The sequence below is a fragment of the Spirosoma profusum genome (assembly GCF_014699005.1).
GTDB classification, from domain to species: Bacteria; Bacteroidota; Bacteroidia; order Cytophagales; family Spirosomataceae; genus Spirosoma; species Spirosoma profusum.
Map to the genome: position 1 here is coordinate 373,730 of NZ_JACWZY010000003.1, position 14,062 is coordinate 387,791.

Consider the following 14,062-nt stretch of genomic DNA (forward strand, 5'->3'; position numbering starts at 1 on the left):
TGACTGTAAATAGTTTACTATTTGCCTATAAATCCCACAGTCTCAAAATGTCCTTATGGCATCTTCGCCGTCGTCTATTTCATTAAAATTGTTATCGCGGCTTCGTCATCTTCGCCATTCTGATAGCCATTGCCAGGCGTTGAGTCGTCATCGGCGGGGTTGCTTCCGGCAATTTGAGCCATAACAATACCACCACTACTCGGCTGAACGGATAGTGTCAAAGTTCCCTTCTGTCCAACTGGAATCGAACCGATGGTGCCTGTTATCGTTTGGCCATTGACGGTAAAACCCGCCGGATTAAGTAGCTGCCAACCAGCAGGCAGCTGAGTCTGGACCGATACCGAATTGGCAGTAACTCCGCCCCGATTGCTAACCGACAGCTGTAATTGAATCGGCTCACTGGCCAACACCAGAAGCTTACTGGCGATTATACTAAGGCTGAGGTCGGATTTACTGGGATTTGTGGGGGGCGGATTTGTTTGTACGGGCGGGAGGGGTGTCTGATTGGGATTAGGGGAATACGCATAATATGTATCAAAGCCAGTCAGCGTACGCAAATCTACCGTAGCAGCATCATCCTGTCCATCGCCGGTGCCCGAATTAGGCTGACTATCAGGGTCAATCTGATTGCTGCTAGTGATCTGAGACGTAGCAAAAAAGGTTCCCGGCTGGGTTGTCTTAACCTGAAACATATATGGAATACTCATCACCGGCGCTATGCTTCCCGCACTGATGTTAACCGTATTACCCGCTCCATTGACAGCGGGAGAAGACGTATTGATAAATTCGAGACCATTGGGTAATAAGCTCTGGATCGCTACATTTTCGGCTGCCAACGGTCCACTGTTTGTCAAGGTTATTGTTACGTCGATCGGTTGTTCAACGGCGGGCGTACGATTGCCAAGACGCATGGTTATTGACAAATCGGCACCCGAGCATAACGCAAATGCCGCACTGGGCGCACTAGCTAACTCCGGATTCGAAGCCAGGACCCGAACGCGATAGTTTGAACCGATGGGCAAGGATGAAGGCAACGTAACGGCAATAGGGCTTCCTGTTCCTGAGCCGACGGTGGTTTCGTTAGCAAAGGAACCGTTGGCGTCGGAGAGCCGAACGGTAAACATATTACCACCATTTACGGCTCCGTCAGTTACAACAAAAGATACGTTAAATGAACCACTGACACAGGACGAAGGTACGTCGGTAATCGTCACCACGGGTGGTATGGGGGCCGTCGGTTCCATCGGATAATACAGAATGTTACGTCTGCCCAAAAATCGAAGATCATACCACAGGCCGGGCCCCGAATCGCCCTGACGACGTACTGAATACCGATATCGCCCTGTAGGTTCAACCCCACCAACTCCACCCGAGATAGGAGGATAGTTACGTATGTAGTTGAAATCGGCAAACTCAACGTAGTCTGGAGCCTCCGAGATGGACGGTGCTACGTTCCAGCCCGAATCGCTGAAACCACCACCGTCAATACGTTCAATACGTACCTCTACTGGTGCCGTAGCCTGCACCATCGCGTAAAAACCATGACTTTCTGTTTCGTAACGATAACCGAATCGACGAATAACCGGATCAGCCGTGCCACCACCAGTCGCTTGTTGCAAAACAGGGGGCAATGGTGAAACGGGAGATGACTGGCTCGCCACAAACGGTTCACTCAACGTACCTACAATAACTGGATGCGTTGAAACCGTTCGGAATTGGTATTGTCCCTCGGGCAGATTGGCCGGTAAGGTTACCATAATCGGATTGGACGTAGTTGGCGCCGATTCATAAACCGTCTGTCCATCGCTGGTGCGGACAATCTGGACAAAAAACTGATTATCTGGTTCCTGCGGTACGTTACGTATCGAAGCTGCCGTAATAACTTCGCCCGGTCGACGAGTTATGGGTAATGTATATCCACTGGTAATCAGCGCCGACGCATCGTTTGGTAAGTATGGAACGGCATTCTGGAAAAAAGACGCAGACAGGCTCTGATCCCACCGATTCGTAAATTCGATTAATCCAGGGCCTTTCATATGGATGTCATCAGGCCGATACGTAGGGCCCAGGATGTCATCCGTAGAAGGGCCAGCGTAAACACTGGGTACATTAGCAATGAGCTGATTCTGAGCTGCAATGACAGCCGGATTTGTTTGTCCCAGAATATAACTGGCCCGTGATACTACCCAGGGTAACTGATTACCATGAACCTGCTGACGACTTTTCTGAATGACGTATTGAATGTTGTTGTAATACGTTGGTTGATCAGAAAAATTATCACTTTCGCCCTGGTGCCAGAGTACGGCACGAGCCCCCGTTCGTGATACGTAGTGAAGCAGTACGGTTCCCAATTGCCGATAGACTGACGTTTGTGGCGTTGTTCCAATGTTTCCCGCAGCCGACTGCTGCCACTGACTACTGGACGTAGCACCCAACGATGCCCCCAGAAACATAACCGGTACGTTCAGACGCTGAACAAGCTTATCGCCCAACATGCCCCACAAATGGGGCGGCTGACTGGGGCCAATGGCGGTGCCATAACTGATGTTGCTGAAACGTAGTGGTAGTAATTGGTCACTTATACTATCGAGTTGAATATCAATTGATGAGACGCGATCCTCAACGGAACTCTGGACCCGTTGAAAGCCACCATAATTGTTCGATTGACCAGCCACAATGAATACCTCGCCCACACCAATCCGATTCACTGAGGTACCTGCTGTGACCGATGAACCCGACTTGGCGCGCACATCCAGTCGATAAAAACCTGCCTTTGCGGTTATATTTCCGCGAAACGCCGATGAATTGGGGAGTATTTGCAAAGGCGTCCATGCGGTCACTTCACCCTGCCCACTAGCCAGCGGAACGACGCGTGCTTCAACCCCATTGGCACCTGTAGGGATTGTTCCGGCAACAAGAATAGTACCCTGGTTGGCTAGATTACGTTGAAAAACCATCCGAGGTACCGGACTCGTAATGACAATTTGCGCAATTGAACTGAGTGGGCATAACCAATAAACCAACAACAGGAGTCGTAGATATTTTTTCATAGGCGTGAATGGTGTTGGCAGAACCGAATCAGAAAGTTAGTGCAATTTTTATGTGAAAGAGTTTACATCAAAGCAATATGTCATTCACCAGCAAATAATTAGGCTTCAAATGGATACGTTATGTCCCTGATTTTATGTCGTTTTGGCCGACAGATAAATTTTCCCAGAATTACATATCGGACGAATTACGGACGGTTAGAATACCCTTTTTTACCAAAAAATGAGCCCAATTCTTTGGAAATTGAGCTCATTTTAATCGCAATACAAATCTAAATCAGTCTTATTTAGCAGCAGTTTTTATTTTTAATTCATCTAATTGCGCCTGACTGATGACAGATGGCGAATCAATCATGACATCACGACCAGAGTTATTTTTCGGGAAGGCGATGAAATCGCGAATGGAGTTTTCGCCCCCGAAAATGGAACACAGTCGGTCGAAACCAAAAGCGATTCCGCCGTGGGGAGGAGCCCCAAATTCGAATGCATCCATCAGGAATCCGAACTGTGATTTAGCTTCCTCGTCTGAGAAACCCAAAATGCTAAACATACGGGCCTGCAACTCCCGGTTGAAAATCCGAATAGAGCCGCCACCCACTTCGGTTCCGTTGATCACCATGTCGTAGGCGTTGGCCCGTACGGCACCTAAATCCGTTTCGAGTAGCGAAATATCTTCGGGTTTGGGCGAAGTGAACGGGTGGTGCATGGCAAACCAGCGACTTTCTTCTTCACCGTATTCGAGCAGCGGGAAATCAAGCACCCACAACGAACTGAATACGTTCGGATCACGAAACCCAAGCCGACTTCCCATTTCCAGGCGAAGTTCGCTCAGCTGCTTCCGGGCTTTTGCCGCATCACCCGAAATAATCAGCATCAGATCGCCAGGTTTAGCGCCAAACTGGATGGCCCATTTCTGCAAATCTTCTTCTGAATAAAATTTATCGACCGACGATTTGAGTGTTCCATCTTCATTGTAGCGAACGTAGATAAGCCCTTTAGCGCCAATCTGCGGACGTTTTACCCAATCGGTCAATTCGTCAATTTGTTTCCGGGTATAGTGGGCGCAACCGGGCGCGTTGATACCTACGACCAACTCCGCCGAATCGAACACCCCGAAGCCTTTACCTGAAGTCAAATCCACCGTATCGAACGTACCTTTCAATTCGACAAACTTCATGTCGAAGCGGGTGTCGGGCTTATCGGAACCGTAAAATTTCATGGCGTCGGCATAGGTCATGCGCGGTACGTCGGCCAGGTCGATTCCTTTTACGGCTTTGAACAAGTGCCGAATCAATCCTTCGAACATATTCAAAATATCTTCCTGCTCCACAAACGACATCTCACAGTCGATTTGTGTGAACTCCGGCTGGCGGTCGGCGCGAAGATCTTCGTCGCGAAAACACTTGACAATCTGATAGTATCGGTCAAATCCGGACACCATCAGTAACTGCTTGAACGTCTGTGGCGATTGGGGGAGGGCGTAAAATTCACCCGGATTCATACGACTGGGCACCACAAAATCACGGGCGCCTTCGGGCGTCGATTTAATAAGAACCGGCGTTTCGACTTCAATGAAATCCTGCCCATCCATGTACAGCCGGGTCTGCTGCGCCATGCGATGCCGTAGCTCAAGATTTCGCCGAACCGGATTACGACGCAGGTCGAGGTAACGGTATTTCATGCGGAGATCATCGCCCCCGTCGGTTTCGTCATCGATCAGGAAAGGTGGTAATTTGGCCGGATTCAATATCTCCAACGCCGTGACTTTCAGTTCAATATCGCCTGTCGGAAGATTCGGATTTTTGGACTTTCGCTCAATAATAGTTCCGGTGGCCTTGAGCACAAATTCGCGTCCCAGCGACCGCGCAATCGTGAATAGTTCGGGAGCCGTCTGGCCATCTTCCAGCAAAAGTTGCGTGATGCCGTAACGATCGCGGAGATCAATCCAGAGCACTCCTCCTTTATCGCGGATGGTTTGTACCCAGCCTGTTAGTGTGGCCGTTGTGTTGGCATTCGTAAGGCGGAGTTCTCCGCAAGTGTGAGTACGCAGCATGATTAATGAGTGAAAGAGTGAAAAGTGTTGCGTCGGCGTATTGCACTTTCGCTCATTCACTCTTTAAATTCTGCCGCAAAGGTACGGACTCCGGTGACAATGGGCAAGGTAAGCGTTGAGTCACTCTGTATCTTTTAGGGTCGCTTTAACCCCTGAACTCCCCTTTAGGGAATTTAGGGGTAAATTCTTTACTTTCTATAGTCCAACGCTGGTTTTCGGTCGCCGAGCAGGGCTTCGTATTTGAAATCGGCCCCGCGTTTCTGATTCCATTCGGCGGTGGCTTTCTCGATGAGGGTTGGCGTTTTGTATAAATCCAGCGCGGTCAGGGCTATTGTTTTAGCGGCTACCAGCATGCCTTTTTGCCCGATGCTCATACCACTGGCAGCCGTCGACTGCCAGCTATGCGCCGATGAACCCGGTACCCACGTAGCAGTCGACAAGCCAACTGTCGGAACTACCCAGCTTACGTCGCCTACGTCGGTAGAAGCACTACTAGTGGTGGTTTCAGAAGCTGTCCGGAAGTCTTTTACCTCTGCCGCACTTTCAATAGGTACTTTCGGACCGTTGAACGTAGTACTGATTTTTTGAGCGAAAGCCGTTTCTTCGGACGTGTATTTGATGCCGCCAACAGTTTGCAGATTCTGGTGCATCACTTCGGCCAGCGTTACGTTTGGCAACAGGTTATACACGCCACCTAAAACCTCCCATTCTACTTGTGTACCAGTGCCTTTGGCAGCTCCTTCAGCAGCATTTTCGATACGTTTCCAGACACTTTGCAGGATGTCGCGGTCCTTGTGGCGAGCGTAGTAATAAACTTCGGCAAAGGCTGGTACTACGTTCGGTGCTTCGCCCCCGCGCGTGATAACGTAGTGAATGCGCGTATCGGATGGAATATGCTCGCGCATCATGTTGACCATGTAGTTCATAGACTCCACACCATCAAGCGCCGACCGACCCCGTTCGGGCGAGGCTGCTGCGTGTGCCGCGATGCCTTTGAACCGAAATTTGGCGTTTTTGTTGGCCAGCGACGTACTGGCATCAGCCGCATTCTGAGCGCCGGGGTGCCAGTGCAGCACTACGTCGACATCCTTGAATAATCCTTCACGAACCATGTACACCTTGCCTGAACCACCTTCTTCGGCGGGACAACCGTAAATACGTATCGTTCCCGAATGCCCCGATTTCTTCAACCAATCTTTGACTTCGGTAGCGGCTGCTACAGAAGCGGTTCCAAACAGATTATGCCCGCAACCATGACCACCTTTTTGCCCCTGAATAGGCGTGAAATCGGGCTTGGCTTCCGTGGCCAGGCCGGGTAGTGCATCATATTCACCCAAAATACCGATAACAGGTTTGCCAGAACCATACGTAGCAACAAAAGCCGTCGGAATTCCCGCTACGCCCGTTTTTACGTCGAAGCCTTCTTTCTTTAATTGTTCTACTAACAAGGCCGCGCTTTTTTCCTCCTGATAGCCCAGTTCGGCAAAATCCCAGATTTGCTTCGAGATACCCGCATATTCAGGAAATCGCTTATCGAGGTCAGCTAGTATCGTTTGCTTGTCAGAGTCAATGGCTGGCGTTACTGCTTTTTTTGCTTTGGGTTGAGCAATGGCAAGCAAAGGCAGCAGAAGCACTGCGGTAAGAAATTGTGTTTTCATAGAAATCATCGTGGTTGTATTCAGAGGACTAATTAGGTATTGAAGCCGATAAAAATACGGTAAAAACAAAAAAGAACGTAATAATAATTGCCCATTCCATAGATATACGTAACGGAGAGAAGGCTCACATTGGACATTACATTAAGAAAACGAATGGGTTATTGGTTCCCGGGAGGAGTCGCTGCAGCTAACGGAGGAGCGTCGGTTACGGCGGGCGACGGGTCTGGTTTTGGTTTGCCACGTAGAAAGGAAAGAAGGGCTCCCGTCAGTATCAATCCGGTCATAATCAGGTACGCGTAATGCATACCAAGTAATTGAGCGTCTGTCGTTTCGGGCGTTACGTTATGGGCGAGTGCGTATCGATTTCGGGCACTATACCACACAGCTGCGGCCAGCGCAATGCCGACTACGAAGCCGAGATTTCGCATGAAAGCTATCATACTACTGGCAATAGCACGCTGTGATAGGGGAGCGGAGTTTAAAGCACTGCTACTGTTGGGCGATTGAAAAAGCCCGAATCCTAAACTCACCAGCGAACTCCGCCAGATAACATCTTTCCACTCCCAACTCGTATCCAGAAACGAAAAAGCAAAATAGCCACAGGCCGTTACCAACAACCCCGCACTTGACAACCAGCGCGTTGGAACTCGACTGGATAAATACCCACCCAATGGAGCTACAATACTAAGAGTCAACGGACCGGCCAACAGTACTAAACCCGCTCGTTCGGGAGTTAGCCCCAAGAGTTGCTGAAGGAAAAAAGGAATCACAAATAGGTTGCCGCCCGATGCCACAAACCCACAAAAAGCCGCCAAAATCGCCGAGCTAAACGGCCATATTTTAAACAAACTCAGACGTAACATCGGCTCACTGACGCGCATTTCCCAGATGAGAAAAAGCAACAGCAATACAGCGCCAATGGATAACAGGCTGATAACTAACGTATCATCCCAGCCGTAGCGGGGTTCAGGACCGAAATCTAAGCCGGTCAGCAACGTAACGACGCCCAGCAGGAACAAACCCGCTCCCACCAGATCGAAACGCTGGCCGGTTACTTTGGGGCTTTCGGGTAAAATGGTCCAGGCACGCCAGATTGCGATTAAGCCAATCGGTACGTTGACCCAGAAAATGCTCGTCCACCCGAATTTGCCGAGCAATAACCCGCCAATCACCGGCCCGGCGCTGGAGCCTGCTGCCACCACCGATCCCATAAACCCGAGCGCCTGACCACGCTCTTTAGGCGCAAAAGCATCACCGATAATAGCTGGTCCAACGGCATAAATCATAGCGGCTCCCAACCCCTGTACCACGCGAAACCCCACAAGCGACCACAGATTCCAGGCTAAGCCACAAAGCAGTGAGCCAAACACAAATACACAGAACCCACTGATGTACAATTGCCGTCGCCCGACCCAGTCCGACAGTTTGCCCATGATGAGCAACGTACTGGTTGTCGTGAGCAGGTAACACAGCACAATCCATTCCACACTATCGCCAGCCGCCAGCTCCCGACGAATGGTAGGCAGGGCGATGTTCACGATGCTGCTGTCGAGTGTCGACATGAACGTACCAAACATTACCGTTCCCAGAATAATCCATTTGTTGGGCGACGACGTAGTGGTTGTGGTAACAGAAGCAGGCACAGGCGAAACAGGTTAATTCGAAAACCTAACTGGCAGAAACACTACGTTGTTCAGGATGAACCTTTTTGTCATACTTCGTGCCTCAGCATGACAAAAACGCTCGTTTTGAGACTAGTGTTAGAAGTCTGAACAGGCTCGCTATTATAAAAACTTTAAACACGTTCAACATTTTGCAACTGTTCCCAACCTGTTCCTCTCGTTCGGTACGTATCCTATATCCGAATGATTGCGCCGGAAGCGAGTAATTAGTTAAATTCGGTATTTTGCGCCGTCGTTGGTCTTTACTGGCTGCTAACTATTCTTGCAAATGTATCTCCTTGGATTTGATCTCGGCAGCTCGTCTGTCAAAGCGTGTTTAGTCGATGCTGATAGCGGTAACGTTGTTGCCTCGGCATTTTACCCGCAACCCGAAATGGCCATAGAAGCCCCGCAACCAGGCTTTGCCGAACAACAACCCGAACTCTGGTGGCAAAACGCCTGTCTGGCCAGTAAAGCCGTAATGCAACAGGCCGCCATTCAACCAGGTGAGGTAAAGGCCATCGGTATTTCCTATCAGATGCACGGGCTGGTGGTCGTCGACAAGGATTTTAATGTACTACGTCCTTCCATCATCTGGTGCGATAGTCGGGCAGTTGCTTACGGAAATGCCGCTTTCGATGCACTCGGTCACGAACATACGCTGCATCATTTACTGAATTCGCCGGGCAATTTCACGGCGGCAAAACTCGCCTGGGTTAAAGCCAACGAACCCGATGTGTACGCACAGGTTTCACAGTTCATGCTTCCCGGCGATTATCTGGCCGCGCGCATGACTGGCGATATTGTTACTACGGCTTCAGGGCTTTCAGAAGGTGCATTCTGGGATTTTCAGGAAGCAAAGCCCGCGCAATTCCTGCTCGATTATTTCGGATTTGCTACGTCGTTAATTCCCCCCATCAAACCCACCTTTGCCCCGCAAGGCGAGATAACCGCATCGGCAGCCGCTGAACTGGGCCTTGCCGCCGGTACGCCCGTTACGTATCGAGCGGGTGATCAGCCTAATAATGCATGGTCATTGAACGTACTGGAACCGGGTCAGATTGCGGCTACCGCCGGTACGTCGGGCGTAGTGTATGGCGTGAGTGATCAGGCCAAATACGATCCGAAATCGCGGGTCAATACGTTCCTGCATGTCAGCCACACGGCTCAGGCTCCGCGTTATGGCGTTTTGTTGTGCGTGAATGGGACGGGTATTTTAAATAGCTGGCTACGGAATCAGGTGCTACGTCGAACGGTGGGCTACGACGAGATGAACGTACTGGCACACGAAGCCCCCATCGGTGCCGACGGGCTGGTGTGTCTGCCTTTTGGAAATGGAGCTGAACGGATGCTCGAAAACGCTGATTTAGGGGCGTCGTTTCATGGCTTGCAACTCACACGACACGGTTTGCCGCACCTGATCCGTTCGGCGCATGAGGGAATCGTTTTTGCGTTTTACTACGGTATCCAGATTATGGAAAGCTTAGGCGTTGGACTGCAAAAGATTCGTGCTGGAGAAGCTAATATGTTCCTGAGTCCGCTTTTCCGTGATACGTTGGCCAACCTCACCGGCGCTACCATCGAACTGTACAACACCGATGGTGCGCAGGGAGCCGCTCGTGGTGCGGGTCTGGGATTGGGACATTACAAAAATGCGCAGGAAGCGTTCACAGGTTTACACGTAACGAAAACCATCGAACCCGATATGCGCGCGCAGGAAGCGTATCGAGCAGCTTACGGGCGGTGGTTGATGGCTTTGGAAGGAAATCGCTAGTTTTGTATAAATTATTTAGTATGAAATACGTCCATCCCCGATATCCTCGTATTACCATTGACCCGGAAGTGTGCACAGGTCAGCCATCTATTCGTGGGATGCGTTTCCCGGTCACGTCACTATTGGCTTACCTAAGCAGCGGTATGACGTATGAAGAACTGCTGACTGAATTTCCTTTTCTGGAACGCGATGATATTCTTGAGGCTTTGTCTTTTTCATCAGAAAGGCTTCATGAAAGCTTTTTTCCGCTTCAGAAGGCCGCTTAAGGAATGAAGTTTTTACTCGATGTTAATATTCCGCCTTCTCTGGGCGAACGCCTAATAGCAATTGGTCATTCGTATCGTTGGGTTCCGATTTGTATGGAACCGAGAGCCAGCGATTTGACCATCTTACAGGAAGCGGCTACCAGCAATTAGGTTATTATAACGTATGACACCGATTTCGGTACATTACTCTCGTTTTTTAGCTCTGCTGAACCGTCCGTTATTCTTTTTCGTATTGATAAAATCAATGCGGACTTATTTTTTAACGTATTGATTGCTAACTGGTCGATTATCCAACAATCATTGGAAGAAGGAGCTTTGGTGATTTTCGAAGAGGATAAACTTCGTATTCGTGCCTTGCCGATTCGGCGATAAGTATCAAAACCAGGTTCTAAAATTTGACCCCAAAATGCAGCCCCGGTTCGGGCAAAAAGTAGTTCTTCCACTTCCGTTCCATTCTGGAAAATGATTCGGGCATATTAGTATTTACGGGCCAATGAGTTACCGCTATAGACGGTTCTATAAAGAAGCGGTTGCGAAACAGCGGAATATGATAACCCACGCGAAAAACCGTAAATAGCTGAAATCCATTCTGGATTTTCGTGTTTTCAGTATTCTTGTACTGCTGTAGAAAAGGAGTCGCGTGAACGGCTGCATAAAGTCCTTTCCAGAGATAGCGCTGATAAGCAAGACCAAGCCCAAACGATCGGATATGTCCCGGATAATTTTCGTTCCTGAGCAATCCGTCGACGAATGCGGCTGAGCGATTCGGGTTTCATGGCCAGATAACTGGCCAGTTGATGCAGTGGAATTCGTTGAATTAAATCAGGTCTTGTCTCCAGCAAATTCGGTAACGCTGTTCGGGCGATGCGTTTTTGAAATCGGCAAACGCGTTTTGACTCTTCGCCAGCAATTCTTCGGAGAGAATACGGCACAGGGTTTCAAACCGGGGAAATTTCTCAAAAACGATTTGTTCCATACTGGGGTCCGATACGAGCAGAATGGAATCTTCTACGCAAGCCACGTAGTAATCGGACGGTTTTTTATTGACAACGCAGACCGGCGTACACGATTCGGACTCGATATAAAATTCGGTAGTACGTTCATCGCCATCAATAATGTGATAGGACCGCAAACAGCCTTTCATCACGAAATACGAATTTTTTGACAATTCGCCTTCTCTTAACAGAACGGTACCTTTTTAAAACTATGAAATAAAGCAAGGTCAGTTATAATATTCTTCTCTTCATCCGTAAGTGTTACGTATTGGCCTATAAAAGCAAAAAGTTCCTGTTCCATTGCGTGTGTTTAGTGTTATGTCGTTTACCTATGTGCTAAGCCGTTCACTTTCCTAAAACTACTTTTATACTCCACTCATCTGAATGATAGCTGAAGTGGTAAATATATTAATTGCTACGTTGATGTATATTTATGTAAAAAAATGAGTCACTATGAAATCGCTCAGTTTTCTTTTCGTTCTGTGTGTGCTGTTAACAAGTTGCACGCCTAAAATTCAGGTTGTTACGTTGCGGGGATCGAATGTTCATCCGGACAAAGAAGGTCTTAGTATCGATAACGATACGTTGACGCTTCGATATGACTTTGCCAGCGAACGTGGCCTGATGCACCTCACGCTGATCAACAAACTCAATAAGCCATTATACGTTGACTGGAAACGCTCTTCGTTTATCATCGGGCAGGACAAAATTGATTATTGGTACGACGTAGCGGAAGTGAACCTGACGGGTTCGTTGCTACGTTACAACCGTTACGTTAGTTCGCCAACCTTGAGTGGCACAATTACAAAAACCGACCCTGTTGCTTTTATCCCTCCGCAGACGAAGCTTGAAAAACAGCAATTTGTTGTGGTGCCGGCGGGTACTGTTCATCTTTCTGGTCAGTTCAAAACAGAGCATGAACCGGCGAAGTCGCCATACAGCAAAAAAATGGTCGATGTTAATGTGTACGCCTACACGCCTGACCAGTCGCCTTTAACGTTCCGCAATTTTCTGACGCTCTCAACCGACAGGGATTTCAAAACGGAATTTTTTATCGATACGAAATTTTGGGCATCAACCGTAAAAGTGCTTCCCCGCGACCACGTATTGACTACACGAGCAGGCGGAGAAAATATATACACGGTAGAGATTCCGTTCAAACAGCCGGATGGTTTCTACGTACCTTTGCCTGCCCAATAATTCCTTCCCGGTTATGAACCCAATCTTCGCTAAACTGAACTACAAAGCGCAGCCAGAAATTGCTGTTTTAAACGCTCCAGATGAGTTTTTGCCCATCCTTGATGAAATGAGTTCGACGGCTGCAGTTGTTACGTCTCCAGAGCAAATTCAGGTCGGTAGTTTTGCGATTGGATTCGTCAAGACACAACAGGAAGTTGATGCTGTTAGCTCGATTCTGGCCGAAAAGACGCAGGGCGATGGGCTGCTATGGCTGGCTTACCCCAAAGGTTCATCGAAAAAATACAAGTGCGATTTCAACCGCGACACCGGCTGGGCTGCCTTGGGAAAACTCGGTTTTGAGCCTGTCCGCATGGTGGCAATCGACGAGGACTGGAGCGCGCTACGTTTCCGTCGGGTTGAGTACGTTAAAAAGATGACGCGCCAGGAAAGTGGCGCTATTTCTGAACAGGGTAAGGCGAAAGTCCGGCAGGAAGCAACCCGATAAGTGTTACGTTGCTTCACCTCACTGCTCGCTAAACCAGCGGGCTTTATACACCTGCATGGTGGGAAAACTGAGCGCGTGGGTTGGATGCTGGAAACGAACGTGGTACGTCCACCAGCTTTTTTCCGGAACTGTGTAAATAAATTGTCCTGATTTATCCAGACCAACGCTTTTGGTATCATGCGCTTCTGTGAAACCGGGTATTTTGGTGAACGTATGCCCGTTCAAATCAAACGACCAGGTTCCGGTCATTTCCGTCAGAAACAAGTGGTTTCCATCAGGAGCGGGTTGCAGGTCGTGACCGCTTTTGCCGGGAATATTCCATTCATTTACCTTTTTCAGGGATGGCTGACCAGTTTTTACCAGCTTATATTCACGTAGCACACTCATTCCCAGGGCGAATAGGCTCTTTCGTTTATCATCCCAAACGACACCGTGCGCTGAATACAGGGTGTCGCTGAAGAGAGGTTTGTCGGGCTGGTGGCTGTCGAACAGCATAATTCGGTTGCCCTCTTTATGTGTCGAAGCGGCTGCGGCAATCAAATCGCCGGGTAATAACTCGATAGAATGGGCGTTGGGAACAGCCGCATGAAACAGCACTTTTTTATCCTTCCGGCGGATAATAGCGATGGCCCCACCCGATGAAGAAACCAGAATCTGCTCACCTTTTCGGATGGCTTTGCAATCGTCCATTGTATTGAACTTCTTCAGTCGAAACGCTTCAGGTAAATCCATCGCTTCGTGCGAATCCCAACTCCAGACGATGTTTGGTATACTATCTTTCTCGTCTTTATAATCGACCAGCAGCACTTTGGTATCGCCACAAACGAGCAGTTGTTTGTTCGGCTTTTGAGGGTAATGAATAATGTTGACTGAAAAATGAATAATGGCAAAAACTATAGGGCTGAAAATCAAATTTTTATCCAT

11 protein-coding genes and 1 pseudogene are annotated in these 14,062 nt (G+C 48.9%); 5 read left to right on the forward strand and 7 right to left on the reverse strand.

The annotated features are described in order from the left end of the window. Positions 1-74 precede the first annotated feature (74 nt). The 4 genes from IC229_RS06285 to IC229_RS06300 form a co-directional block, all read right to left on the reverse strand. Complete coding sequence (locus IC229_RS06285; protein WP_190886079.1) at positions 75-3,050, reverse strand: sialate O-acetylesterase; 2,976 nt, start codon at positions 3,048-3,050, stop codon at positions 75-77. A 280-nt stretch (positions 3,051-3,330) separates the two neighbouring features. Continuing rightward, a complete protein-coding gene (gene aspS / locus IC229_RS06290; RefSeq protein WP_190886080.1) occupies positions 3,331-5,100 on the reverse strand; it encodes an aspartate--tRNA ligase in 1,770 nt (589 codons plus the stop codon). A gap of 188 nt (positions 5,101-5,288) precedes the next feature. Next, positions 5,289-6,758, reverse strand: coding sequence for an amidohydrolase (locus tag IC229_RS06295; RefSeq protein WP_190886081.1), 1,470 nt, complete (start codon positions 6,756-6,758; stop codon positions 5,289-5,291). A gap of 158 nt (positions 6,759-6,916) precedes the next feature. Beyond that, on the reverse strand, positions 6,917-8,401 hold the full coding sequence (locus IC229_RS06300) for an MFS transporter (RefSeq protein ID WP_317171535.1): 1,485 nt from the start codon (positions 8,399-8,401) through the stop codon (positions 6,917-6,919). A gap of 307 nt (positions 8,402-8,708) precedes the next feature. Between IC229_RS06300 and IC229_RS06305 the strand changes: the two genes are divergently transcribed. From IC229_RS06305 to IC229_RS36050, 3 genes and pseudogenes are all read left to right on the forward strand, one after another. Beyond that, positions 8,709-10,193 carry a xylulokinase gene (locus tag IC229_RS06305; protein ID WP_190886082.1) on the forward strand — a complete coding sequence of 495 codons (1,485 nt, stop codon included), beginning with the start codon at positions 8,709-8,711 and terminating at the stop codon, positions 10,191-10,193. 20 nt (positions 10,194-10,213) lie between these two features. Beyond that, positions 10,214-10,459 (forward strand): DUF433 domain-containing protein, encoded by a 246-nt coding sequence (locus IC229_RS06310; RefSeq protein WP_190886083.1) that lies wholly within the window; start codon positions 10,214-10,216, stop codon positions 10,457-10,459. Positions 10,460-10,462: 3 nt separating this feature from the next. After that, positions 10,463-10,831: pseudogene (locus IC229_RS36050) on the forward strand (DUF5615 family PIN-like protein). A 16-nt stretch (positions 10,832-10,847) separates the two neighbouring features. Here the strand turns inward: IC229_RS36050 and IC229_RS35270 are convergent. Further along, on the reverse strand, positions 10,848-11,198 hold the full coding sequence (locus tag IC229_RS35270) for a hypothetical protein (protein WP_223833890.1): 351 nt from the start codon (positions 11,196-11,198) through the stop codon (positions 10,848-10,850). 78 nt (positions 11,199-11,276) lie between these two features. After that, the gene (locus IC229_RS35915) at positions 11,277-11,603 is read right to left on the reverse strand and encodes a cyclic nucleotide-binding domain-containing protein (protein ID WP_317171538.1); all 327 of its coding nucleotides are present in this window, start codon (positions 11,601-11,603) and stop codon (positions 11,277-11,279) included. 304 nt (positions 11,604-11,907) lie between these two features. Between IC229_RS35915 and IC229_RS06325 the strand changes: the two genes are divergently transcribed. Together IC229_RS06325 and IC229_RS06330 are read left to right on the forward strand one after the other, a co-directional pair. Further along, positions 11,908-12,654, forward strand: coding sequence for a hypothetical protein (locus IC229_RS06325; RefSeq protein WP_190886085.1), 747 nt, complete (start codon positions 11,908-11,910; stop codon positions 12,652-12,654). 13 nt (positions 12,655-12,667) lie between these two features. Beyond that, on the forward strand, positions 12,668-13,138 hold the full coding sequence (locus tag IC229_RS06330) for a hypothetical protein (protein ID WP_190886086.1): 471 nt from the start codon (positions 12,668-12,670) through the stop codon (positions 13,136-13,138). Positions 13,139-13,156: 18 nt separating this feature from the next. Here IC229_RS06330 and IC229_RS06335 read toward each other — a convergent pair whose 3' ends face one another. Further along, a complete protein-coding gene (locus IC229_RS06335; RefSeq protein WP_190886087.1) occupies positions 13,157-14,062 on the reverse strand; it encodes a DUF6528 family protein in 906 nt (301 codons plus the stop codon).

Coding starts and splice junctions, on each gene's coding strand:
- IC229_RS35915 (WP_317171538.1), bottom strand. CDS start 11,603: ATGAAAGGCTGTTTGCGGTCCTATCACATTATTGATGGCGATGAACGT.
- IC229_RS06325 (WP_190886085.1), top strand. CDS start 11,908: ATGAAATCGCTCAGTTTTCTTTTCGTTCTGTGTGTGCTGTTAACAAGT.
- aspS (WP_190886080.1), bottom strand. CDS start 5,100: ATGCTGCGTACTCACACTTGCGGAGAACTCCGCCTTACGAATGCCAAC.
- IC229_RS06305 (WP_190886082.1), top strand. CDS start 8,709: ATGTATCTCCTTGGATTTGATCTCGGCAGCTCGTCTGTCAAAGCGTGT.
- IC229_RS06330 (WP_190886086.1), top strand. CDS start 12,668: ATGAACCCAATCTTCGCTAAACTGAACTACAAAGCGCAGCCAGAAATT.
- IC229_RS06285 (WP_190886079.1), bottom strand. CDS start 3,050: ATGAAAAAATATCTACGACTCCTGTTGTTGGTTTATTGGTTATGCCCA.
- IC229_RS06295 (WP_190886081.1), bottom strand. CDS start 6,758: ATGAAAACACAATTTCTTACCGCAGTGCTTCTGCTGCCTTTGCTTGCC.
- IC229_RS06335 (WP_190886087.1), bottom strand. CDS start 14,062: ATGGATAAAAATTTGATTTTCAGCCCTATAGTTTTTGCCATTATTCAT.
- IC229_RS06310 (WP_190886083.1), top strand. CDS start 10,214: ATGAAATACGTCCATCCCCGATATCCTCGTATTACCATTGACCCGGAA.